31 protein-coding genes and 1 pseudogene are annotated in these 19,715 nt (G+C 40.9%); 17 read left to right on the top strand and 15 right to left on the bottom strand.

Translation table 11 applies throughout. From position 1 onward, the window contains the following. Positions 1 to 234 precede the first annotated feature (234 nt). Genes G4Y78_RS28955 through G4Y78_RS28945 form a run of 3 tightly spaced genes read right to left on the bottom strand, consistent with a single transcriptional unit; the run spans position 235 to position 2,032 of the window. Complete coding sequence (locus G4Y78_RS28955) at positions 235 to 870, bottom strand: GvpL/GvpF family gas vesicle protein (protein WP_163836701.1); 636 nt, start codon at positions 868 to 870, stop codon at positions 235 to 237. After that, positions 870 to 1,655: a GvpL/GvpF family gas vesicle protein gene (locus G4Y78_RS28950; protein ID WP_163836700.1), complete on the bottom strand. Its 786-nt coding sequence runs from the start codon at positions 1,653 to 1,655 to the stop codon at positions 870 to 872. The genes G4Y78_RS28955 and G4Y78_RS28950 overlap by 1 nt, the downstream gene beginning before the upstream one ends. After that, on the bottom strand, positions 1,655 to 2,032 hold the full coding sequence (locus tag G4Y78_RS28945) for a hypothetical protein (protein WP_163836699.1): 378 nt from the start codon (positions 2,030 to 2,032) through the stop codon (positions 1,655 to 1,657). Before G4Y78_RS28945 ends, G4Y78_RS28950 begins: the two co-directional genes overlap by 1 nt. Positions 2,033 to 2,271: 239 nt before the next feature. Between G4Y78_RS28945 and G4Y78_RS28940 the strand changes: the two are divergent. Continuing rightward, a pseudogene (locus G4Y78_RS28940) lies at positions 2,272 to 2,677 on the top strand (DDE-type integrase/transposase/recombinase). A 59-nt stretch (positions 2,678 to 2,736) separates the two neighbouring features. On the opposite strand, the gene G4Y78_RS28935 reads toward G4Y78_RS28940, so the two are convergent. The 5 genes from G4Y78_RS28935 to gvpA form a co-directional block, all read right to left on the bottom strand. Next, entirely contained in the window at positions 2,737 to 3,288 is a 552-nt protein-coding gene (locus G4Y78_RS28935; RefSeq protein ID WP_163836698.1) for a hypothetical protein, read from the bottom strand. A gap of 3 nt (positions 3,289 to 3,291) precedes the next feature. Further along, on the bottom strand, positions 3,292 to 3,615 hold the full coding sequence (locus tag G4Y78_RS28930) for a hypothetical protein (RefSeq protein WP_163836697.1): 324 nt from the start codon (positions 3,613 to 3,615) through the stop codon (positions 3,292 to 3,294). A gap of 17 nt (positions 3,616 to 3,632) precedes the next feature. Next, positions 3,633 to 4,616 (bottom strand): gas vesicle protein GvpN, encoded by a 984-nt coding sequence (gene gvpN, locus G4Y78_RS28925; protein WP_163836696.1) that lies wholly within the window; start codon positions 4,614 to 4,616, stop codon positions 3,633 to 3,635. 82 nt (positions 4,617 to 4,698) lie between these two features. Beyond that, positions 4,699 to 4,992: a hypothetical protein gene (locus G4Y78_RS28920; RefSeq protein WP_163836695.1), complete on the bottom strand. Its 294-nt coding sequence runs from the start codon at positions 4,990 to 4,992 to the stop codon at positions 4,699 to 4,701. Between the two features lie 176 nt (positions 4,993 to 5,168). After that, positions 5,169 to 5,405, bottom strand: a complete 237-nt coding sequence (gvpA, locus tag G4Y78_RS28915; RefSeq protein ID WP_163836694.1) for a gas vesicle structural protein GvpA — start codon at positions 5,403 to 5,405, stop codon at positions 5,169 to 5,171. A 308-nt stretch (positions 5,406 to 5,713) separates the two neighbouring features. Here gvpA and G4Y78_RS28910 point away from each other — a divergent pair, with 308 nt between their 5' ends. The 6 genes from G4Y78_RS28910 to gvpJ are packed head-to-tail and all read left to right on the top strand — an operon-like array spanning position 5,714 to position 7,972. After that, positions 5,714 to 6,070, top strand: a complete 357-nt coding sequence (locus tag G4Y78_RS28910) for an FxsA family protein (protein ID WP_230425790.1) — start codon at positions 5,714 to 5,716, stop codon at positions 6,068 to 6,070. After that, on the top strand, positions 6,067 to 6,825 hold the full coding sequence (locus G4Y78_RS28905; RefSeq protein ID WP_163836692.1) for a GvpL/GvpF family gas vesicle protein: 759 nt from the start codon (positions 6,067 to 6,069) through the stop codon (positions 6,823 to 6,825). Before G4Y78_RS28910 ends, G4Y78_RS28905 begins: the two co-directional genes overlap by 4 nt. Positions 6,826 to 6,831: 6 nt before the next feature. Beyond that, on the top strand, positions 6,832 to 7,065 hold the full coding sequence (locus tag G4Y78_RS28900; RefSeq protein ID WP_163836691.1) for a gas vesicle protein GvpG: 234 nt from the start codon (positions 6,832 to 6,834) through the stop codon (positions 7,063 to 7,065). Between the two features lie 40 nt (positions 7,066 to 7,105). Then, positions 7,106 to 7,303: a gas vesicle protein gene (locus tag G4Y78_RS28895; protein ID WP_163836690.1), complete on the top strand. Its 198-nt coding sequence runs from the start codon at positions 7,106 to 7,108 to the stop codon at positions 7,301 to 7,303. Between the two features lie 6 nt (positions 7,304 to 7,309). Beyond that, complete coding sequence (locus tag G4Y78_RS28890; protein WP_163836689.1) at positions 7,310 to 7,642, top strand: gas vesicle protein K; 333 nt, start codon at positions 7,310 to 7,312, stop codon at positions 7,640 to 7,642. 12 nt (positions 7,643 to 7,654) lie between these two features. Then, on the top strand, positions 7,655 to 7,972 hold the full coding sequence (gene gvpJ, locus G4Y78_RS28885) for a gas vesicle protein GvpJ (RefSeq protein WP_163836688.1): 318 nt from the start codon (positions 7,655 to 7,657) through the stop codon (positions 7,970 to 7,972). Positions 7,973 to 8,304: 332 nt separating this feature from the next. Here gvpJ and G4Y78_RS31500 read toward each other — a convergent pair whose 3' ends face one another. Together G4Y78_RS31500 and G4Y78_RS31495 are read right to left on the bottom strand one after the other, a co-directional pair. Next, positions 8,305 to 8,817, bottom strand: a complete 513-nt coding sequence (locus G4Y78_RS31500) for an IS630 family transposase (protein ID WP_163836355.1) — start codon at positions 8,815 to 8,817, stop codon at positions 8,305 to 8,307. A gap of 38 nt (positions 8,818 to 8,855) precedes the next feature. Then, the gene (locus tag G4Y78_RS31495; protein ID WP_163831121.1) at positions 8,856 to 9,362 is read right to left on the bottom strand and encodes an IS630 family transposase; all 507 of its coding nucleotides are present in this window, start codon (positions 9,360 to 9,362) and stop codon (positions 8,856 to 8,858) included. 23 nt (positions 9,363 to 9,385) lie between these two features. Here G4Y78_RS31495 and G4Y78_RS28865 point away from each other — a divergent pair, with 23 nt between their 5' ends. The 4 genes from G4Y78_RS28865 (at position 9,386) to G4Y78_RS28850 (ending at position 11,833) form a co-directional block, all read left to right on the top strand. Further along, on the top strand, positions 9,386 to 10,012 hold the full coding sequence (locus G4Y78_RS28865) for an IS6 family transposase (protein WP_163836687.1): 627 nt from the start codon (positions 9,386 to 9,388) through the stop codon (positions 10,010 to 10,012). Positions 10,013 to 10,313: 301 nt separating this feature from the next. Continuing rightward, a complete protein-coding gene (locus G4Y78_RS28860) occupies positions 10,314 to 10,781 on the top strand; it encodes an excisionase family DNA-binding protein (RefSeq protein WP_163836686.1) in 468 nt (155 codons plus the stop codon). Further along, entirely contained in the window at positions 10,778 to 11,356 is a 579-nt protein-coding gene (locus G4Y78_RS28855; protein ID WP_163836685.1) for a PIN domain-containing protein, read from the top strand. The genes G4Y78_RS28860 and G4Y78_RS28855 overlap by 4 nt, the downstream gene beginning before the upstream one ends. A 21-nt stretch (positions 11,357 to 11,377) precedes the next feature. Continuing rightward, on the top strand, positions 11,378 to 11,833 hold the full coding sequence (locus tag G4Y78_RS28850; protein ID WP_163836684.1) for a hypothetical protein: 456 nt from the start codon (positions 11,378 to 11,380) through the stop codon (positions 11,831 to 11,833). Between the two features lie 81 nt (positions 11,834 to 11,914). Here G4Y78_RS28850 and G4Y78_RS28845 read toward each other — a convergent pair whose 3' ends face one another. Next, positions 11,915 to 12,997 carry a site-2 protease family protein gene (locus tag G4Y78_RS28845; protein WP_163836683.1) on the bottom strand — a complete coding sequence of 361 codons (1,083 nt, stop codon included), beginning with the start codon at positions 12,995 to 12,997 and terminating at the stop codon, positions 11,915 to 11,917. A 113-nt stretch (positions 12,998 to 13,110) separates the two neighbouring features. Beyond that, entirely contained in the window at positions 13,111 to 13,446 is a 336-nt protein-coding gene (locus tag G4Y78_RS28840) for an HU family DNA-binding protein (protein WP_163836682.1), read from the bottom strand. A gap of 159 nt (positions 13,447 to 13,605) precedes the next feature. On the opposite strand from G4Y78_RS28840, the gene G4Y78_RS28835 reads away from it, so the two are divergent. Next, on the top strand, positions 13,606 to 13,932 hold the full coding sequence (locus G4Y78_RS28835) for a hypothetical protein (RefSeq protein ID WP_163836681.1): 327 nt from the start codon (positions 13,606 to 13,608) through the stop codon (positions 13,930 to 13,932). Positions 13,933 to 14,123: 191 nt separating this feature from the next. Beyond that, the gene (gene recD2, locus G4Y78_RS28830) at positions 14,124 to 16,277 is read left to right on the top strand and encodes an SF1B family DNA helicase RecD2 (RefSeq protein WP_329604986.1); all 2,154 of its coding nucleotides are present in this window, start codon (positions 14,124 to 14,126) and stop codon (positions 16,275 to 16,277) included. 16 nt (positions 16,278 to 16,293) lie between these two features. On the opposite strand, the gene G4Y78_RS28825 is transcribed toward recD2, so the two are convergent. Beyond that, a complete protein-coding gene (locus tag G4Y78_RS28825) occupies positions 16,294 to 16,587 on the bottom strand; it encodes a MarR family winged helix-turn-helix transcriptional regulator (protein ID WP_163836680.1) in 294 nt (97 codons plus the stop codon). Positions 16,588 to 16,670: 83 nt separating this feature from the next. Here G4Y78_RS28825 and G4Y78_RS28820 point away from each other — a divergent pair, with 83 nt between their 5' ends. From G4Y78_RS28820 to G4Y78_RS28810, 3 genes are all read left to right on the top strand, one after another. Then, positions 16,671 to 16,871, top strand: coding sequence for a YhfG family protein (locus tag G4Y78_RS28820; RefSeq protein ID WP_230425788.1), 201 nt, complete (start codon positions 16,671 to 16,673; stop codon positions 16,869 to 16,871). A gap of 246 nt (positions 16,872 to 17,117) precedes the next feature. Beyond that, on the top strand, positions 17,118 to 17,396 hold the full coding sequence (locus G4Y78_RS28815) for a hypothetical protein (protein ID WP_163836679.1): 279 nt from the start codon (positions 17,118 to 17,120) through the stop codon (positions 17,394 to 17,396). After that, complete coding sequence (locus G4Y78_RS28810) at positions 17,387 to 17,809, top strand: type II toxin-antitoxin system VapC family toxin (RefSeq protein WP_163836678.1); 423 nt, start codon at positions 17,387 to 17,389, stop codon at positions 17,807 to 17,809. The genes G4Y78_RS28815 and G4Y78_RS28810 overlap by 10 nt, the downstream gene beginning before the upstream one ends. An 86-nt stretch (positions 17,810 to 17,895) precedes the next feature. On the opposite strand, the gene G4Y78_RS28805 is transcribed toward G4Y78_RS28810, so the two are convergent. Together G4Y78_RS28805 and G4Y78_RS28800 are read right to left on the bottom strand one after the other, a co-directional pair. After that, positions 17,896 to 18,471 carry a hypothetical protein gene (locus G4Y78_RS28805; RefSeq protein ID WP_163836677.1) on the bottom strand — a complete coding sequence of 192 codons (576 nt, stop codon included), beginning with the start codon at positions 18,469 to 18,471 and terminating at the stop codon, positions 17,896 to 17,898. A gap of 116 nt (positions 18,472 to 18,587) precedes the next feature. Further along, on the bottom strand, positions 18,588 to 19,202 hold the full coding sequence (locus tag G4Y78_RS28800; protein WP_163836676.1) for a recombinase family protein: 615 nt from the start codon (positions 19,200 to 19,202) through the stop codon (positions 18,588 to 18,590). 233 nt (positions 19,203 to 19,435) lie between these two features. Between G4Y78_RS28800 and G4Y78_RS28795 the strand changes: the two genes are divergently transcribed. Beyond that, positions 19,436 to 19,714, top strand: coding sequence for a hypothetical protein (locus G4Y78_RS28795; RefSeq protein WP_163836675.1), 279 nt, complete (start codon positions 19,436 to 19,438; stop codon positions 19,712 to 19,714). The last annotated feature ends 1 nt before the right edge of the window (position 19,715 follow it).

Here is a 19,715-nt window from a genome sequence, read left to right as displayed (position 1 = left end):
TTAGCCTACTAGTGCGCCCAAGGGAAAATAGTTTTTGAATTAATTAAATATTTGCAACACAACCTCATGATTGGCGATACGTACGTGAAGTGATGTATACGAAAGCCATCTAAGATCAATAATTGTAGTGCTTCCCAATGTTTAAACAGTTCTGTGCATTAGCAGGATAAGTGTGTCCAGGGATTAGGCTTCTTGGAAACTGAAAAATTTATGCGACAGAACCAGAAAAACTCCTTATTCGTTAACAAAATTATAAGCTGCCCAAGGGCCGCTCAGGGATAGTTGTGGTAGTTGGAGTGAGCGAATGCTTGTCCCAAAGTGATCGAGTTGAGCATTTCTTACCAAAAAGTAAACATATAATAAAGATGTTGAAGAGACATAATGGGCTTTTCTTTTAACGTAGCATCCGGTCACAGATTCAGTAATAACTTGTAACGCAACCTGCCAACTATTGGCTTGCTGTTGTTTTGCTTTGAGATACTCTCGCCCGCTCACTGGCTCTGATACTTGCGTGACGCTGGGGTTTATCGGCACGCGAATAGACATTTCCACACAGCCACTGATTTCTTGTAATTGTTGAGCAAAGTGGTTTTGATTGCGCTCCAGGGTTTGCTTCAGTTGGTGTGCATTATCGAATATAGCTCCGTAACGCATAGGAATAATATCGGCGACGGCTCTTGCTGCTTCTATGAGATCGCTATATGCCATTAGATGGTCTCTACTGGCCGCTTCGACATCGACAACTGTGCAGGAGGTTGCTAGCCCGTTTAAAGGCGGATGACTATAACACGATAGCCCCAGCTCTCTCAGTTGCTCATGCTGGGTGGTCGTGAGTTCTATTCTACTAATAGCGTGTAATAACAGCGCCATTAGTTTTTAATGGGTAGGTTTTGGCTGAAACTGTAAAGTGCCCAAGGGCCAGTGCATTTAAAGTACAGGCCGCGGGGTGTTTCCAGTAGATTGATATCATGCAGGGTCTGCTTAAATGTACTAATGTGATCATCGGGTAGTAAAAAAGCCCAGTTGCCAAAGCATTCTTCCTCTGTATCGGATTGTGCCGTTGCAGGTAAGGGACGTTTGATGATATCTGAGGCTAGTTGGCTCAGGTTTGTTACTACATATTCGGCGCGTGTCTGCAACCATTGGGTCAGTTGTCTTTCTATTTTTAGAGTCCGTTGCCTTTCCTTTACATAGTGTTGTCCCGGTGATCCCGCTGGTTTTTGGGGTAGTTCTGACTCTTGAGCCATTAAATAATCTCGCGCTTGCTTGCGCTTAACGTAACCTTTAATAGCCCACTCTTTATGCCCCTTGGAGGACTTTAAAAAGGCTTCAATAACTTTATGGTTGGTAGACATGAAATTAAGTAGCCTATCTTTACTGGAGTAGAGCGTGGCAAAACCTGTGGGAAAGAATGGGCTAGTGGCTACCACGGCTTGCGTTATTGCATCGTGTTGGTCGATCTGTATTAGCAGTTGGCGATTGAACTGCTCTGGATCAGTTGCAGGTTCAGGGTTACTAAATTCACTACGGAAGCATTGGCGATAAATGGCAACCAGGTTGGCATATTTTAGTAACTTAATATTGGTGCCAAGTTTCTCAAGTGCCGGGTGGTGTGCCCAAGGTGCCAACCCATAAAGATATAGAGCGTCTGCCATCAGGAATAATGTATTTCTATGTGACCTGCATCGTTGTCCAGGTTTATATTGTCGATATGGGCCCCAGGTGTCAGTTCGATATCCTTATAAGCGATGTATTGACCCTTCACGACTTTAATGCGTAGAACATTATCCTGGATTTTGACATCGACTTTGGCTTTGGCAAGATTGGTTGTCGATATCGTTAACTTTAACCCTGTATCAGTTTCTTCTAGTTGCGTGGTAAGTTGCTGCAGTGTTTCATCACCCGCAGACGATTGGTTTTCCGCTCCATGAACGGCTTGTTTTAGCTTTGTTCCTTTTTCGGCCAGGTTTCCTAATGAGTCCAGGACGCTTGATACGCCACTTAAAATGCCATCGGCTTTTTCTCTATTCATGACCATCTCCACTAACCGTTACTCATTTTCACCTTATATGGGGCATATAGAGGCTGTCAAGCCGATTTAGGGTATAGGAAAAATAAAAGGTATTTTTTAAGTATACCCTAAGTAGGGTTGGCAACCACCAACGAGTTTATGAACTGATTTTTTAAGTCATCGCGGCTCTGTCGCAAACTTTTACCCCACGTGATAGCCTTTCCCTTTTCTGCTAGCCCTATGGTTGTTTTGTAGTCACTATGAGTTCTGATGAACGCTTCAAAGGTTGTCACTTCCCTAAATGTGTCGTACTACAAGTTGTCTACTATTACCTTCGATTTGCCTTGAGCTACCGCGATATAGAAGAACTCATGCAAGATCGCAATGTGCCTGTCGATCATTCCAGTATTCAACGCTGGGTGGTGACCTACTCATCTAAGTTAGAAAAACAGTTTCGAAAAAAGAAACCTCAATAACATCGTTGAGCAGGATCACCGATTGATAAAGCGCATTACTCGGCCAATGTTGGGCTTTAAATCATTCAATAGTGCCAGGTCTACACTGATTGGCATTGAGTTGGTGCATTGGCTTAAGAAAACTCTGTCTGCCGACCCAGCAACAAAACATAAAACAATATTTGAACAATTCTGTGCATTAGCAGGCTAAGTGTGTCAAAAATAAGTTTGTTTTTAACCTAAATAATTTTTGCGACAGAGCCCCTACAATCACTTCGCTAGGCTGGACAGCATATTACCAAAAAAACTAATAACGACACTGACGGTCTGACTAGCAAATTCGACTATGGGTGCAAAATCAAAAAGTAGTACTATTGTCAGAACCAGAGCGATAATCATTAAAGGAATCAGCAAGACACGCCAGATAAAATTGTGTATCACTGTCAGCACTTGAATGACAATTTGATAGAACAGCGTGATCAGTTTATTAATAATGCTGAAACGCATTGGACGGTAAGCGGATGACAATAAATTGCCAACAAAACCCATAAGCAGACCGCCATCTTGTAACTTTGCAAACACCTCGGTAGCCACATTATCCAAACCATGGCCAAACCACCTCGTTTCCAGGCTCCCCCCTTTGAGTTTAAAATCGCCAATATTAAAACCATCAAGCTCTGGTTTAATCATGCGCACTGTTAACTTCTTATTTCCACCTAAACCGGTAAACAAACGCTTTGAGTAGGTGGAATTTTTAATATCTCGAAAACCGCGAAGATTCGCTGAGCTTGAGCGGTGAGTAGCATTCTTGACGGGAATCATAACTCAATATCTCATTATAAACCGTCGACCTCCGATCGGCTTGGATTTGATCGCAGAATCTTTAGTTGCTGGCGAAAGAGACGGGCTGCTGTGATTAGTCACAGGATAATCTTCAGGCAACAAACCCAAATCCAAAGATGCTAATAGGCTAGCAATCGCTTCATCAATTTCTTTAAGTCGGCTATCGAGCTTTTCGATACGTTTAAGCGCTTTTGTGCGTTCTTGCCGGGAAATTTTTTTTTGCATCTCTAAACTGGATAACTTGATAAAAACAGACTGGGGATCTGCCTTTCGTTTGTTTGTTAGGTACGAAGGAATAGATGACATGGGTAATTCTCAGTTAGTTATCCACCACTTTTGCAGACAGCATTTAATACTTCATCGATTAATTCACGCTCTTTATCTATCTGGGTTGTACCATTATGATGAACTTTAGCCACATCAACAGATAACAAGTCATAACATACCTGCCGAAAAAAATTATTTTTAATATTCAGCTTAGTATTACTCTGGGCCATCACCTTGGCAATAGCAATGCCAGACCGAATAGTTGGGCGATATTTATCAATACTATATTCTCTAAGCCTAGTCATAATTTCAACAATACGCTCAGCACGAGCCAGGCTAATGCCTGATTTAGCCTGAAGGATATTTAGTTCAGTGACACAATCAAAATGTCCCATTTTAATAGTAATCAAACGATCCATCAAAGCATCCTGCGCTTTGTATGTACCCGCGTACTCTTCTGGATTTGAAGTAAATATAGCGCGAAACTCTGGATGGACCTGCACATAACCGCCCCCTGATAAATGGCGCTGTGGTAAATCCAAAATTCGTTCACTGAGTACGCTGATAAAGATGTTATTGACTTCTGGGCGTGAACGATTAAATTCATCATAAATTAACACTTCACCATTTATGCAACTAGTTGTCAGACGGTTATCAACCCATACTTTGCTTAACTCTTCTTCTGAACGCACCACTGAACGAATATAGTTATCAACGACTGTGCGCCGACGGTAACCATTAGCATTACCTGCCCAGTCAGAGGCCTTGGCCTCCTCATTACCATGCATTAAGTTAACAGGCCTATCAAGCTTGGAGGCGATATGAAAAGCCAGAGTGGTTTTTCCCGTACCTGCGGGACCCGCCAAATGAATCGGGTAGCCTGCGGAAAGATAAGCAAGAGCACGAGTCGTCAACTCGTGGATATAAGGTGTGCATACAAAAGATTCACTGGCTTCAGGATTCACATGAGCACTACTTTGTTTGTCCTGCCCAGCAGCAGGGATTTTATCTTGGCACTCTAATGCCTCTAAGCTGGCCATAAGCACCCCTAGCATTAAATAACAGCTTAAGTATTTTATTAAGGTAAGAACTGTACAAAAAAGAAAAACCGTGGCGCATTCATTACATTCTATAACCGAACCAAATGGAACGTGCGTGTACCCGCTTCGTAATATTATCTAAACGCTCGCTGAGTATATCTTTACGTATACCCTGAATTTCTAGCTGACGTTCAAAATTCCCTTTTACGTAGACCGTGTCCCGCTCACGTAAACGTGCTTGTTGAGCCAGGTAACTAGAACATTTTAGATTGCTCACAAAATTGCGAATACTCGCTATAAAACTTTGTCCATGCTCATGCACCTGGTGCGTTACACGCACCCGATCTGCTCTAATATCGCACCTCTGCTGACACATCTCTCGCTGCAAACCACGTCTGAACTCGTGTAAATCATTGACACACTGCTCACGCGCTTGCCGCATCTTGTCGGCTTCAGCTCTCAGGTTCTGTATCTGCTGAACAAAATCGTTCACTTTCGACCAACCATCAGGTTATACAGGTTAACATTTGAGGTCAGTTGGCAACTGCCATTTTACATTTCGGCCAATTGTCCGGGAGGTGCAGCAATCGGAGCGGTTAAACCAATAGCTTCAGCATATTTTAAGTAAGTTTCCACCGAAGCAACCACGATACGCGCTTCAATGGCAACCAACTCGATACCTACCAACGATACTTTTGCCCAGGCATCAATCACTATACCCTTATTTAATATACGATCAATAACCTCAGCCAAGCTGGAAGAATCGGTTGACTTTGCTACAGTAGCCATAATTTCTCCAAATCATTAATTTAGGTGATTATTAACTTCTACTTTTTAATTTAAAAAAGCTTTTCACGCCAAGCGAATGCTACTGAATAAAGTTATAAAAATATAGGGTTATTTGCGCCATCGGACTAAAAAGGGCATGGTTCAAAAATAGGTGTTTTAAGTAAACACGAGGCGAGTGCATATCTACCACAGCAGTAGTATAAATTTGATACCACAGCAGTAGTATAAATTTGATACCACAGCAGAAAGGCTATCACGTGGGGTAAAAGTTTGCGACAGAGCCATTGTAGGTCGTTATAATTGTGCGCATGAAACTTTTACTTGCGGTAACGTTAATTTTATCCTTGCCGATCCTTGAATTATATTTGTTGATGCATAGCAGCGCTTACTTCGGTGTTAATCAAACACTGTTGTTTATTGTTGTTAGTGCACTATGTGGTATTTTTGTATTGCGTTTTCAAGGTGCATCTAATATAAAAAAAATGCGTTTGACTCTCTCTCAAGGAGGGTTGCCGACAGGCGCTTTATTTGAATCGGTATTTATTCTCGTAGGAGGAATTGCTCTCCTGTTGCCTGGATTTATCAGTGATGCGGTGGGTGTAATGCTTCTTATCCCTTTAGTACGGCGCTATATGCTCCTTATGTTTTTCAGACGGTTAATATGACCAAAAAGTTCGGTTTATACCTTTATGCTATAACGTCAGGCTCTACTGATCTTGGTGATTTGTGTGGAATTGATAATGCCAGTGTCTATCTTGTGAGTTATGGTGATATTGCTGCTGTTGTCAGTGATATGACTGGTGAGAAAGTGAGACCACAAAGGAAGAACTTGGCCAGTCATCAACATGTACTTAAATTTTTGATGTCGTTAGGCACCCCTCTACCTATTAAATTTGGTGTTATCGCTAAAACTCAATCAGCTGTAGACAATTTATTAGAGTATTATCAAGATTCTTTCACAAGTCAGTTGGAATCGTTAAAAAATACGGCGGAAATGGGACTGCGGCTTAGTTGGAGTGTGCCTAATGTTTTTGAATACTTGGTTAATACTAACCATGAACTTAAAACCATGCGCGATCAAATATTAAGTAGTGCTAACTCGGCCAGTCGTGATGATATGATTGAGGTAGGTTATCGTTTCAGTCAGTTGCTAGAGAGTGAGCGCCAGCGTCACACTAAAACTGCGCAGGCAGCTCTGTTGGATTGTTGTCTTGATATTAAGGCCAACAGTTTGAGCAAGGAAAGTGAAGTGATGAATTTGGCTTGCCTGGTCTCAAAAGATAAGTTAGCGCTAATTAAAAAAACTGTCTACGATATGGCTAATTTATTTAATGATGATTTTTTATTAGATTATAATGGCCCATGGGCACCTCATAATTTTGTTGATATTCGTGTGGAATATCTTGATCCTCAAGAGTAAAGACTTATGTTTTTAATTGATAATATAGTGACTGCGCCTTTGAGGGGTGTTGTATGGTTGGCAGAAAAAATACATACAGCGGCATTGGATGAGCAGCAGCAAGAGGTAGAAACGATTACCCATCAGTTAACCGAGCTATATCATTTATTGGATGCGGGACAAATTAGCGAAGCGGAGTTCGATGAGCAAGAGAAACAATTGTTAGATCAGTTGGAACACTATGAGCGCAGCGAAAAATAAGCATCGCTAACAAATACTGATGATTTAAGAGAAATTGTATATGTCTGATAGATTGGTTGAGATTGCTGATAATATCACTTTGTGCGAGGCTTTGGATCGGGTGCTCCACAAGGGGGCTGTCGTTGTTGGGGATGTTGCGATTTCAGTGGCTAATATTGACTTAATTTATATTAGTTTGCAGCTTATGGTTAGCTCAGCGGGTAATTTACAGAATGACCGTGCTGCTATAGAGGATTAACGGACGATGACCGTTGATGAAGACTTGCTTCGTGATAGCGTACAACAGTTTGAGCACTTGTTTGCCAATAATTTACCACGTCAGATTAATATTGATGGTGATCAAGTTGGAAAAGGGCTTTCTCAATTAGTACTTACACTGATCAAATTACTGCATGAATTGCTTGAGCGCCAAGCGATTCGTCGTATGGAGACCGGTCAACTAAGTGATGATGATATTGAGCGCTTGGGGACTACATTAATGCAGCAAGCACAGGAAATTGAACGTTTGCGGGATATTTTCGGTCTCCGTGAAGAAGATTTAACGCTGGATTTAGGTCCCCTCGGGAAACTTGTTTAGGTATGTTATACGATGGTAAATAATCAGAGCTCTATTCAACAATCAACTAACAGTACAAATATTGCTGATTTGCTTGAGCGTATTTTGGATAAGGGTATTGTTATCAAGGGTGATATTAAAGTTAAGTTGGTTGAAGTGGAATTATTGACAATACAAATTCAACTGGTGATTTGCTCAGTCGATAAGGCAAAAGAGATAGGCATTGATTGGTGGAATGGTGACGGTCGTTTACTAAATCGCGAAGATATTTCAGCCGGAGATGCAGCTTTACTTGCTAGTATTAAAAAGTTGAATCATCGTATAGAGGCTTTGGAAAAACAGCTTGATTAACAGGAATTTGAAAGCGTTTTTATACTACACTTGATGTATTGGCGTTGTTGAATAAATCGAAAAATCAGGTGTGCTGAGGCATTCAGTCCACTATTTATCCAATTTTCACAGAAATAGGCATGCCAAGACGAGTCATTCGGTTGTGTTGCAAATAGGCACAGCCCTTGTCATCTGTTAGTCTAATTCTCTTTGATTGATGCAAAGCGAGTAGTTAATGATCAGCTTTAAAGGCCGCCATTTCCATCAAACCTTGATTTTGCAAGCGGTTCGCTGGTATGTCGCGTATCCGTTGAGCTACCGGCAGATCGAAGAAATCATACCAATCCTGTTTATTAGCTTGTTAAAACAGCCCAACATCTGGAGCACAAGCTTTTAATGTTATTTTTCTTATTCACAAATACATTCCATGCCTCACAACAAGACTCAACAATATCATTGAAATTTTTAAAACAACGGTTTGCCAGTGAATCCTCTCTCAGTTTTTCCCATATCCGCTCTACCGGGTTAAGCTCTGGGGAAACGGGTGGTAAATTTAATAGCGTGATATTCGCAGGTATTTCTAGGCGATGAGTCGTATGCCATGCCGCTTGATCAACGATAACCAGTCCGTGTCTTCCCTTAGAAATGGCTTTTGAAATTTCTGTTAAGTGCAACCTCATTGCTTCTGTGTTAGCAATAGGTAATACAAGAGCCACTCCTCTATCTTTAGCAGGACACACAGCGCCAAAGAGATAAGCTGACTCAAACTGTTGTTGCTTTACCACTCGTGGACGCGTACCTTTCTCTGCCCAAATACGCGTACAGGTATTTTGCTGACCCACTCTGGCTTCATCTTGAAACCAAATATCAACTTTATCTGGAGAAACGCATGAGGGAAGTACTTTTAAGGCCTCTTTTTCAAAGTTTTTTTAAATGCTTGCTGTTTATCTGGGCTATGATTAGGATGTTTAGATCTTGATGTAATCCAAGAAAGTCCTGCTTTATGCAATACTTCATAAATACTACTTAAGCTGTAGTCTATATTAAATTGTTCCAGCAGCAACTGTTGTATGTCTTTACCCTGAACTCTACCGCCTTGACGATGGTTTTGTAAGGTAATAACCGCTGCTTTAAATTCATTATATTGTGAAGGACAAAGAAATGGTTTTTTTCCTCTACCAGGTTGTTCATAAAGTCCTTCAAGGCCATCTCGTCTAAAACGGTTGAGCCAGTCCTGAATGGTATTATTTGATTTCCTTAATGCTCGTGCTATTTCAGTTTGAGACCAACCTGCTTGTAAATGAGCCATCGCTAATAAGCGAAGCCGTGTTCTTGGATGTGGCTCTCTGTTCAGTAAGGCATCAAAGTCGTAGTCATACAATTCATCTGGAATAGAAGCAATCCTTGCCATTATTAAATTCCTAGTCAAATTAAGTGAAATACTGTGACCAGGTATTTTACAGATTATTTACCACGATTGGTATCATGCAAGAGCGTGGCTATGATGTGGATCATACGACCGTTCAGCGTTGGGTCGTTCATTATTGTCCACAGCTAGAGAAGGCTTTCCAAAAAAAGAAGCGACGCCCCAAGGGGCGTTGGCGATTGGATGAAACCTACATCAAAATCAAAGGCCAATGGAAATACCTATACCGTGCGGTTGATAAAGCAGGTGATACCATTGATTTTTTATTAACCGCCAAGCGTGATACAAAAGCCGCCTTACGCTTTTTAACCAAAGCCATTCGGCGCAATACCCAACCCAGTTTAATTAATATGGATAAGAGTGGTGCTAATAAAGCAGCAGTAAGGGCTTATAATCAAGCGTCCGATCATAGCATTGAAATACGCCAGGTTAAATATCTCAATAATATGGCTGAGCAAGACCATCGTGGTGTTAAGCGCATTACCCGACCGATGATGGGGTTTTACAATTTTCATTCAGCGCAGAAAACCTTAGCCGGTATTGAATTGATGCATATGATTAAAAAAGGGCAAATGAAAAAACACTATCGTGGCAATTTATCACCGGCTGAACAATTTTATGCACTAGTAGGCTAAGTGCGCCCAAGGGAAAATAGTTTTTGAATTAATTAAATATTTGCAACACAACCCTTTTTTCCGTGATACTAACACGAAAAAATAGTTTTATCGTGTTAGTATCACGGAAAGATTGGCGCCTATCAATTGCTCTACCGTCGATATCGCTATGCTCTTGCCAGCCATGAGTAAACTAATGTCATAGCAAGTAAGCCCCATAGACTTTGTGCCGGTAGTGCACAAGTAACAAAGGTTTTTTTCATTTATTTTGATTGTTTCAGATATTTCAATTAGAATCAAACTATTACAGGAGGCTTTAATAATGAGCATGAAACCCGTTTCAACCACCAGGAGTGCTAAGCAAAAGCAGCTATTGAACTCTTTGGTTAAAGTAAAGTACCCCAGTACTAGTCGCTCTAAGCCGGTTATCCGGTTTGAGCTTGGTGGGGAGCTGTTTGAGTTTGTTGACTCTGAGATCAGTCAGTCACTCGTCACGGTTATACAAGAAGCAGCCCAGGTACTCGCTAAAAACCCGAAAGCAGAGCTTCATGTTCTAGCGAGCCAGTCAGACACCCCTCTGACAGCACAAGAGGCAGCTAACGTTATTGGGATGTCTAGACCAATGGTCGTGAAGGCTATAAAAGCAGGTGACTTACCTTACTTTATGGTAGGTAAACACTATCGTATCCAAGAAAGTGATGCGCTGGCATTTAAGGCTCATATGCGCCAGCAAACAAAGCAAGCTTTAGAAGAAATGGCTGATTTGGACAACGAACTAGGCATAGAATGACAGTTATTGCAGTATTGGATGCGAATGTGCTGTATCCACTAAAGTTACGTGGCATGTTGTTGTGGGTGGCGTATCAAAATTGTTTTACTCCAATTTGGAGCACAATCATTCTCGATGAATGGACACGTAACCTTAAAAAAAATAACCCTGACATTGACGTTAATAAGCTGGAAAAATCATGCAGACAAGTAAACCAAGGTTTTCCTTATGCTTGTGTAGATGAAGAAGAAATAGAGCAATTTTTATCTCAAGTCCCCCAGTTACCTGATAAAGATGATAGACATGTAGTTGCTGCAGCTTTAGCCAGTGAAGCCCTTTATTTAGTGACGCACAATTTAAAAGATTTTCCTAACTCGGTACTTAAACCACTTGGATTAAAGGCTTTATCTCCAGATAATTTTTTCCAACTACTCATCGAAAAGTATCCAGAGGAAGTTTATAGCGGTGTTGAAGAAGCTAGAAAAAGATGGAAAAAACCACCTTTTAATCAAGAAGCACTTATTGCTTGGATGCAAAAAAATAAGCTAAAACAGTTAGCCAGTTTTATTACCCAGCACAGTAAACTGACCCTATAGATGACAGGATAACAACCAAATATGCCTAAAAAGTTCACCATCACTGCTGAAAATTATAAAGCTGTCTATGATTATATGAGAAAAAATATTCTTGGTAATGACTCATGGTGGATTGAGCCTAGAGATGATGCCCTTTACACACACAATGCCAATATTGCTTTACAAGATGTGCCTTATTGGTTTAGCAATGAAAGCGAAAAATATTACCAAGATGCCATAAATAAAATACAACACTGGTATGAAGCCTATTTATCTAAAAAAGAAAAAGCAAAATTACAAACAGCTCTTCGAAGTGCCAAGTCCCAGGCAAAATTACAAGCTGACCGCAATGAAGTCAAATTAACAATGGAAGCCATACGGATTTTAAAAGCCTTAAAGGCCTTTGAGAATAAAGATTTGCCTAAAAAAGAGCAGCTCACTTATTCAGATATTATTGAAAAGTACTTAAGTCCAATAGCAACTCAACTTAAGGAATAAAGCTATCCTGATCAAAACAAGATAATTTTTAGTTGGTGTACTACTACTGACTTCTCTGCTCTCTACCAGGCAAAAAGGAAATTAGCTTTGCAATACTTGTAGCGGTAGCCCCAATATAGCGTCACCAGTACCGGCCAAGTACCAAATAATTCCAATTAAGCAGCCTATGGTTCCTAAATACCATGTTAGGGAAAATAACTGCCCATAGCCATCCAGAGGATATAACCGGCTTTCATGCCGTAACCGCCACTCAGCTATTATTTCTATACTACCGACTAATAATAAAAACCCTAATAATGCCAGTCCTAATTGATAACTTAAAAAGACGCCTAATCCAGCACCTAACGCACATGCCACTATCCCGATTTTACTGTCCATCGAAAAGCTGATACTTTTGAGGATATGGCCACCATCCAGGGGCAAAATCGGTAATAAATTAAAAAGGTTCAATAAGGCATTAAACGCTGCTAAACCTGCAAAAAATACTTCACCTGTCAGCTCATACACAATTAAACTGACAATAGATAAAAACAAGCCAAAACTCGGCCCCATAATGGATATTACAACATCCTGCCAACGGGTATTGATTTTGTCATCGCCTAACGCCAAGCCACCAATAAACGGGATTAAATAAATACCTTTGGTTTTCATGCCAAAGTATTTCATTGCTCGGATGTGCCCATATTCGTGAAATACTAAGCAAGCCATGAGTGCAAGCGCAAATTGAAGCGAAAAAAACCACGAGTAAGCCGCAACACTAGCCCCAGCTAATACGACTTTAATAACTTTGGCACTTTTAAATAACTTAAAACCCAGTGATGCTAACCCTACCAGGTTAACTTCTTTCTTGATTGGCATCACCTCATGTGGAGCAGAATGCTCTAAATCCTCTAAAGAGCGTTTCCCCTCATCAGCTATTTGGTCATTAATAAGCACTCGATAATTGAGTTCAAAAGGGTGCCAGTTAATATTTGCTAAAACACAACACTTTATGGCCCCATCCTCGCCATGTAACTCAAATAGATGTTCTGCCTCTCCATCTGGATCCGCTGAAGCTGGCAGCTCTGAAACGATTTGGTGATCCCAATATAACCGTTGCCAACCTGACATGGTGCCCTCAAGCCTTAAAGGGCGACCGAGCAAATTCAAGTTCAATATTTCCACAGCTAGCTCTCGTGTTCTAAAAGAGGGAATTATGAACTTTCAGTGAGATGCTGCAACTGATTTGCAAAATAAAAAGGCCCCATTTAGGAGCCTTCTGTTGTCTAACTGTCTGTTTATGTTAAGGCAAAGTCTTTCAGTCGTTTTAGTGGTTGAACTTTCACCTGCACTGACGCGGGCTTGGCCTTGAACATCATTTCTTCACCCGTAAATGGATTGACCCCTTTCCGAGCTTTGGTAGCAGGCTTCTTCTTAGTCACTACCTTCAATAATCCAGGTAATACAAATTCACCACAGCCCCGCTTCTTAATGTGTCGTTCCATTAAATCAGTCAGCTCATCAAGAACTGCCGTTACTTCCTTTTTTGTCAGTCCTGTATTTTCTGCTAACTCAGATAGTATTTGTGTTTTAGTGTACCGCTCTTTTATCGCCGGCATTTTTTTTATTGTCATGTACGCATCCAGTTTTGGTTATTGTATGGCCAATAACTATTGATAGCAGATACCTAGAAGCTGGTAAACACGTTTTATAGTTAATTGGTAAAGATTTATCTATAAATACCACATGTTGTGGCTATCTATAACTTGAGCCACTGCTATTTTGAATATCTAATGATTCAACAGCAAAACACCGCTACAATCACCCTATCCCCCTTTACCAGCGAGATTCTATACATGCTGACAGAGCGTATCGATCAATGGATAGAACAATGGAAATTAGAAGGTTATCAGGAAGCCTATAACCAAGGATATTTGAAAGGCTACCAAGAAGGCTATCGTATAGGCCAAGCTAATGCCCTTTATTTAGTGCTACAAGGGAAATTTGGTGACCTACCCGCTTGGGTGAGTGAAAAAATAAACAATGCAGACTCTATCACCTTAAAGCATTGGTTAATCAATTGCTGTAGGGCAGATCAGCTAGAAGCGATTTTCACATAGTGTTTTCAATAGTTAGAGATAATAGCAACGCTTTATAACTAACTCATTGTATGCTGCATGGATAATGAACTTCACTCTTTTTTATTAATATCCTTATCCGCTAAAATAGGCTGCATCAGTGTAGTAATAAAATAAGAGACCCTGTTATTAACCACTCCCAGCCTATTCATCAACACCAACCATTAGTTCATTTGTCAGGCCCCGTCGAGCGGGTCACCTTTCACAGTGAAGCATCTGGTTTCTTTGTTATTCGGGTTAAAGTCAAAGGCCAGCGAGACCTGGTAACCGTCACTGGTAATACCCCTTCAATTACTGCAAGTGAATATATTGAAGCCACTGGGATATGGATTAATGACCCCAAGCATGGGGTTCAGTTCCAAGCTAAAACCATCAAAACGATTGTGCCAACAACATTAGAAGGTATCGAAAAGTATTTAGGCTCTGGGATGGTAAAAGGAATTGGGCCTCACTTTGCCAAGCGGTTAGTTAAAGCCTTTGGGGATGCGGTATTTGATGTAATTGAACAAACGCCAGAGCGTTTATTGGAGTTAGAGGGTATTGGCAAAAAACGACAAGTGAAAATCACCTCCGCCTGGGCTGAACAAAAAGTGGTTCGGGATATTATGGTGTTTTTACAATCCCATGGGGTAGGTACGTCAAGAGCTGTACGCATATATAAAACTTACGGTGATCAAGCTGTTCAGAAAGTACAGGAAAATCCGTATCAATTGGCACTGGATATACATGGAATCGGCTTTAAAACAGCCGACCAGATTGCCCAGAATATTGGCATTGCCCCTACTTCTCTTATTCGAGCTCAGGCAGGGTTACGCCATACACTACAGGAGTTTTCTTCTCAGGGCCATTGTGCTCAACCAGTTCAGGATTTACTGAAAGCGGCTGAGTCTCTTCTGGAAATTCCCCAGCCAATTTTGAGCGAAGCATTGGCTAAAGAAATTACCGAAGAGCGTTTAAAGCCTGACAAAATTAATGAACAAGAAGTGGTATTTCTCACCCCTTTATATCGAGCAGAGCTAGGGGTTGCCAATCATGTTCAACGACTGCTACAGGGCCAAACGCCATGGGGTAATATTGATATTGATGCCGCTATTCAATGGGTTGAACAAAAAAACGAGATACAATTATCCGCCTCTCAACGTTTAGCTGTTGATACAGCGGTTAACCACAAGTGTTGTGTGATTACCGGTGGCCCAGGTGTAGGTAAAACCACGACCGTTAACAGCATACTTAAAATTATTAAAGCTAAAAAAGCGTCTGTTTTGTTGTGCGCGCCGACAGGAAGAGCGGCTAAACGCTTAAGTGAGTCAACCGGGCTAGAGGCACTGACCATCCACCGGCTGTTAGAGTTTGATCCCTCAGTTTTTGATTTTAAACGTAACCAAGACAGCCCACTAGAAACAGATTGCTTAGTTATTGATGAAACATCAATGGTCGATGTGGTGCTGATGAATCAGCTATTGCGTGCTGTACCTGATCATGCTGCGGTACTTTTAGTAGGCGATGTTGACCAGCTGCCCTCTGTAGGCCCAGGTTCTGTTTTAGCCGATTTTATTGAATCTGGACAAATCCCCGTCGCTCGATTAACTGAAATATTCAGGCAAGCAGCCACGTCAAAAATTATTACCTCTGCCCATGCGATTAACCGAGGGAAACCACCTTTCCCCTCAAAAAAAGGCGAGGATACCGACTTCTTTTATATCACTGTGGACTCTGCTGAAGCCGCTCAGGCTATGCTCATGAAAGTAGTCACTGAACGATTACCCAAACGGTATGACTTTCACCCCATTGATGATATTCAAGTGTTATGTCCAATGAACCGAGGGGGGCTTGGTGCTCGTAGCTTAAATATCGCCTTACAAAGTCAATTAAATGGTGACCAGCACCCACAAGTGACTCGGTTCGGCTGGACTTATGCGCCCGGAGATAAAGTCATTCAAACCATTAACAACTACGACAAAGAAGCCTTTAACGGGGATATTGGCCGTGTTCAACAGGTAAACCTGGAAGAAAATCAACTCTGGGTGGATTTTGAAGGGCGACAAGTCGAGTACGCATTTAGTGAGCTGGATGAGTTGTCTCTAGCCTATGCAACCACCATTCATAAGTCACAAGGTTCCGAATACTCTTGTGTTGTGATTCCTATGGTGATGCAACATTTTATGCTGCTAGAACGAAACTTGCTGTATACCGGTGTCACCCGTGGCAAACAAATGGTTGTACTGATTGGCGAGGCTAAGGCCGTGGCGATGGCGAGTAAACGTCTGACCTCAGCCAAACGCCTGACTAACCTCGTAAATCAGTTGCAACTTTCTAATAAGGACTAATGCTTAGCAACAGTCCTTACAGCTTCTGTAGCATGGATTTGCCTTTGGCAGTTAGCCATATCAACTTAAAGCGTTTGTCTTCTTTGTCTTGCTTGACCTTGATTAACTTAACATCTCCACTGCCTTCCCTACCCTCTTCCAAGCGGCGAATTGTGGTAGCCACGTTCTTTTCATTAACACCCATCACTTGCGATAATTCTGAAACAGAGCAGCCTTCATTGTCTTTAATGGCCATTAGAGTGGCCAAGGTACGAACTGTTAAGCGAGGGTGTTGTTTTGAAAGTTTGGTAAGTTTATTGGTATTCATCATATTGATACTTCTTATATTTTTATTTCAACTTGAAGTATCAATAAGAATGGCAGGAAGCCTAGAAATTTCAAGGCTATTAGCCTATGCCACTTCGATTACGCTGTGTTGTCTTAGGTGAGGTGATGACAGATCAAGAACTCAATAAAAGAAAAGCCTATTTTGCCAAAGTTCGATTAAAAAATTACCGGGCAAGTATGCGGCTAGAAGGTATCGAGGTGCCGAATATTCCACCTGCACGAAACAAAGCAGAGATACTAGAAAAATACAAGATCACAAATTCTTGATGTTACCCAAAACCCTATATCCGTCACGAGTAAGCAGAGCAGAAGTTATCCGTGCTTATCCACTTCAATTCTGATTTAAAAGAGCATTGGGCAAAGACAATACTAACGATTTTTGGCAAAGTGATTTTGTGGGCTTTTTGCAAAAAAGCGACCTCCTCAACCTTTAAGGAAAAATACATATTTTACATACTATATGTATTTTATGTATAATTGGATATATCAACTATCTAGCATAGGTTTACTGTTATGGACTGGCAACATGATTCAATTTCAGCCACTGAGTTGGCCCGTAATATGGCATCAGTGATAGATAAAGTAAGGGTGTCAGGCCATAGCGTGTACATCACGAAAGGTTCACAAACTATAGCAGAGCTGAGCCCCCCACCTAAACAAGGGTTCCCAATTGAACAGCTTGGTAGCTTACTAGCAAGCTTACCTTCACTTGGTAATGACGCACAGCAAATGGCTGAAGACCTCAAAGCTGCCCGAAGCCGCGCTGACTTACCGGAGAACCCATGGGACTAATCATTGACACCAATGTATTTATTGACGCTGAAAATGGCCGTTTAGATCTCAGCATATTGTCAGGGCTTTCAACTCATGGTGATGCGTTTATTGCGGCAGTTACTGTTTCTGAGCTACTTGTGGGTGTTCACATGGCAAAAACGGCTGATATACGTATCAGGCGTTCTGCTTTTGTAGAAGGCATTATTAAACATATTCCTATTATGGAATTTTCAATGTCAGTCGCCAGAACGTATGGTGAGCTCTATAGCCATTTTTTAAAGCCTCGCAATAAGTCAGCAAAAAATGTTCATGACTTGCAAATTGCTGCTACCGCTATTGCCCATGGCTTTGCAGTACTCACTAGTAATGTTGAAGATTTTGAAAAAGTCCCTGGTTTAAAAGTGGTCAAACCAAGCTCTAAAAATAAATAATTATTCTTATTTTAAAATATGTCCTCGGTGTATTTGGATTTTTTTTATATATTTAAATATATGTTTTGTAATCAATGCAGGTGTCGTTAATTATCTGACAAAACCTTATCTAATACTTCCCAATCCAATGAGGCCGGTTGAACAGGGTCAGTTGCCTTAATATCATCACCATGCAAGTACTGATGTAGAAAATTAACCATACTAAATACTTCAAGCGCCCGAAACCCTCTCACATCACCACTGCCACTATAAAAGTCTTGAACATAGACTAATTTAGCTGCAATCTCATGAAGCCTTTCAGAGCTAAGTAACTCAACCATATGGTCACGTTCATTTCGGTGCAACTTACAGACTATATTTTTTGAAATATCGTGCTTAATATCCATCAAACTATCTTGGCTAAAGTCATTTGATAAAGATGAGGTTGCATTTTTTAACACTTCATTGATGACAAGTAAAAAATTAATAGGATCTCGGAGCTTTTTGGCTTCTAAATAAACCGTAGAAGCAAGTACTTCACCATTAAACTCTGCTGAATTAGGATTAACCACCCCAGGATTGGTTTTACAAAGCGCATTAATATGTGCAAGTGGTTTACTAGATGTATAATTATGATCATCATTGAGCTGACTAGCACGATTAAATAGCATCGATATTTTCATAAAGCAATCATTTACTTCGAGTTAATTATTTGTATTTATCCAGAAAAGGCCAATGAAACACTATCCATGTTTGAAAAGCTATTAGCACACGGCCGGAATTTAACAGTTTTCTAAACTCATTTGATATTCAACACTTTCTTGCCATTTTCCCGTAACTCACCATTAGGTCCAACATAACTATACAGCGCAGGTCGGGTAATTTTCAGCTCCTGGCATAGCTCACTGACTGACGTGTCTCGATTTTGCATAGCCGCTTGTGCCACCCTGACTTGTGCTTTGGTTAATTTGAATTTACGGCCACCGACACGCCCTCTAGCCCTGGCAGCTTTAACACCAGCGATGGTTCGTTCTCTGATTAGCTCACGCTCATATTCAGCTAATGCTGCAAAAATGCCAAATACTAATTTACCACTGGCCGTGGTGGTGTCGATATCAGCGCCTTGGCCTGTTAATACTTTAAAGCTAATGTTTTTCTTTTCTAAATCTTGTACAATATTGACCAAGTGTTGTAAGTCTCGCCCCAGACGATCAAGTTTCCAAACAACTAATACATCTCCCTCACGTAGGGCTTTTAAACAGTTTTCCAGGCCAGGCCGGTCGTCTTTTTTTCCTGACGCCTGGTCTACATAGATTTTGTCAGGCAATACGCCATAAGCGGTCAATGCGTCATGTTGTAAATCCAATACTTGAGAACCATCTGACTTAGAAATTCGGGCATAGCCAATCAACATAAAACATCCTTTGTGTGTTTTTTATACTATTTATGTGTTAAATAATCACTCGTTTGCTTAACACTCAAATCAGGCCTTTAAATCTGATAACCTACAGCAAATTAACTTGTTAATTAATCAAAGTAAACCAAACCATAATAAGGCCAACATTAATTAACAAACCGGTTAGGAAACCAAACGATTACAGCTTAACCACTGGTAATCTTTTATTTTTGGTTAACGAAGGGGGTTGTATGACTCCAAAACTACATTGGGTTAAGGAGCCCGATAGCACCTTTAAATTCTTTATTGGAGATATAGAAGTGACTGAGCCCAAATGGCTTAAAACGCCTGTCAAAGTGCCATACCATTCAACCAATCGTGTTGTGAAAGCCCTATCAGTTGGGGTAAAAAAAGCGTTTAATGTCGTCCATAATTACCCGCTTACTATTGAAGATTTAAATGGGTTTATTCCCAGCGATGCAGTGAGCACACCGGCTTACTTAAAAATCATGCGCCTCGATGGCCCGTAAT

Source organism: Spartinivicinus ruber, from assembly GCF_011009015.1.
In the GTDB taxonomy this organism is placed as follows: domain Bacteria; phylum Pseudomonadota; class Gammaproteobacteria; order Pseudomonadales; family Zooshikellaceae; genus Spartinivicinus; species Spartinivicinus ruber.
This window is presented reverse-complemented; position numbering and strand designations above follow the sequence as displayed.

Excerpts from the sequence above, each read along its gene's own strand:
- G4Y78_RS28955 (WP_163836701.1), bottom strand. The coding sequence starts at position 870 with ATGGCGCTGTTATTACACGCTATTAGTAGAATAGAACTCACGACCACC.
- G4Y78_RS28950 (WP_163836700.1), bottom strand. The coding sequence starts at position 1,655 with ATGGCAGACGCTCTATATCTTTATGGGTTGGCACCTTGGGCACACCAC.
- G4Y78_RS28945 (WP_163836699.1), bottom strand. The coding sequence starts at position 2,032 with ATGAATAGAGAAAAAGCCGATGGCATTTTAAGTGGCGTATCAAGCGTC.
- G4Y78_RS28935 (WP_163836698.1), bottom strand. The coding sequence starts at position 3,288 with ATGATTCCCGTCAAGAATGCTACTCACCGCTCAAGCTCAGCGAATCTT.
- G4Y78_RS28930 (WP_163836697.1), bottom strand. The coding sequence starts at position 3,615 with ATGTCATCTATTCCTTCGTACCTAACAAACAAACGAAAGGCAGATCCC.
- gvpN (WP_163836696.1), bottom strand. The coding sequence starts at position 4,616 with ATGGCCAGCTTAGAGGCATTAGAGTGCCAAGATAAAATCCCTGCTGCT.
- G4Y78_RS28920 (WP_163836695.1), bottom strand. The coding sequence starts at position 4,992 with ATGTGTCAGCAGAGGTGCGATATTAGAGCAGATCGGGTGCGTGTAACG.
- gvpA (WP_163836694.1), bottom strand. The coding sequence starts at position 5,405 with ATGGCTACTGTAGCAAAGTCAACCGATTCTTCCAGCTTGGCTGAGGTT.
- G4Y78_RS28910 (WP_230425790.1), top strand. The coding sequence starts at position 5,714 with ATGAAACTTTTACTTGCGGTAACGTTAATTTTATCCTTGCCGATCCTT.
- G4Y78_RS28905 (WP_163836692.1), top strand. The coding sequence starts at position 6,067 with ATGACCAAAAAGTTCGGTTTATACCTTTATGCTATAACGTCAGGCTCT.
- G4Y78_RS28900 (WP_163836691.1), top strand. The coding sequence starts at position 6,832 with ATGTTTTTAATTGATAATATAGTGACTGCGCCTTTGAGGGGTGTTGTA.
- G4Y78_RS28895 (WP_163836690.1), top strand. The coding sequence starts at position 7,106 with ATGTCTGATAGATTGGTTGAGATTGCTGATAATATCACTTTGTGCGAG.
- G4Y78_RS28890 (WP_163836689.1), top strand. The coding sequence starts at position 7,310 with ATGACCGTTGATGAAGACTTGCTTCGTGATAGCGTACAACAGTTTGAG.
- gvpJ (WP_163836688.1), top strand. The coding sequence starts at position 7,655 with ATGGTAAATAATCAGAGCTCTATTCAACAATCAACTAACAGTACAAAT.
- G4Y78_RS31495 (WP_163831121.1), bottom strand. The coding sequence starts at position 9,362 with ATGGCAAGGATTGCTTCTATTCCAGATGAATTGTATGACTACGACTTT.
- G4Y78_RS28860 (WP_163836686.1), top strand. The coding sequence starts at position 10,314 with ATGAGCATGAAACCCGTTTCAACCACCAGGAGTGCTAAGCAAAAGCAG.
- G4Y78_RS28855 (WP_163836685.1), top strand. The coding sequence starts at position 10,778 with ATGACAGTTATTGCAGTATTGGATGCGAATGTGCTGTATCCACTAAAG.
- G4Y78_RS28850 (WP_163836684.1), top strand. The coding sequence starts at position 11,378 with ATGCCTAAAAAGTTCACCATCACTGCTGAAAATTATAAAGCTGTCTAT.
- G4Y78_RS28840 (WP_163836682.1), bottom strand. The coding sequence starts at position 13,446 with ATGACAATAAAAAAAATGCCGGCGATAAAAGAGCGGTACACTAAAACA.
- G4Y78_RS28835 (WP_163836681.1), top strand. The coding sequence starts at position 13,606 with ATGATTCAACAGCAAAACACCGCTACAATCACCCTATCCCCCTTTACC.
- G4Y78_RS28825 (WP_163836680.1), bottom strand. The coding sequence starts at position 16,587 with ATGATGAATACCAATAAACTTACCAAACTTTCAAAACAACACCCTCGC.
- G4Y78_RS28820 (WP_230425788.1), top strand. The coding sequence starts at position 16,671 with ATGCCACTTCGATTACGCTGTGTTGTCTTAGGTGAGGTGATGACAGAT.
- G4Y78_RS28815 (WP_163836679.1), top strand. The coding sequence starts at position 17,118 with ATGGACTGGCAACATGATTCAATTTCAGCCACTGAGTTGGCCCGTAAT.
- G4Y78_RS28810 (WP_163836678.1), top strand. The coding sequence starts at position 17,387 with ATGGGACTAATCATTGACACCAATGTATTTATTGACGCTGAAAATGGC.
- G4Y78_RS28805 (WP_163836677.1), bottom strand. The coding sequence starts at position 18,471 with ATGAAAATATCGATGCTATTTAATCGTGCTAGTCAGCTCAATGATGAT.
- G4Y78_RS28800 (WP_163836676.1), bottom strand. The coding sequence starts at position 19,202 with ATGTTGATTGGCTATGCCCGAATTTCTAAGTCAGATGGTTCTCAAGTA.
- G4Y78_RS28795 (WP_163836675.1), top strand. The coding sequence starts at position 19,436 with ATGACTCCAAAACTACATTGGGTTAAGGAGCCCGATAGCACCTTTAAA.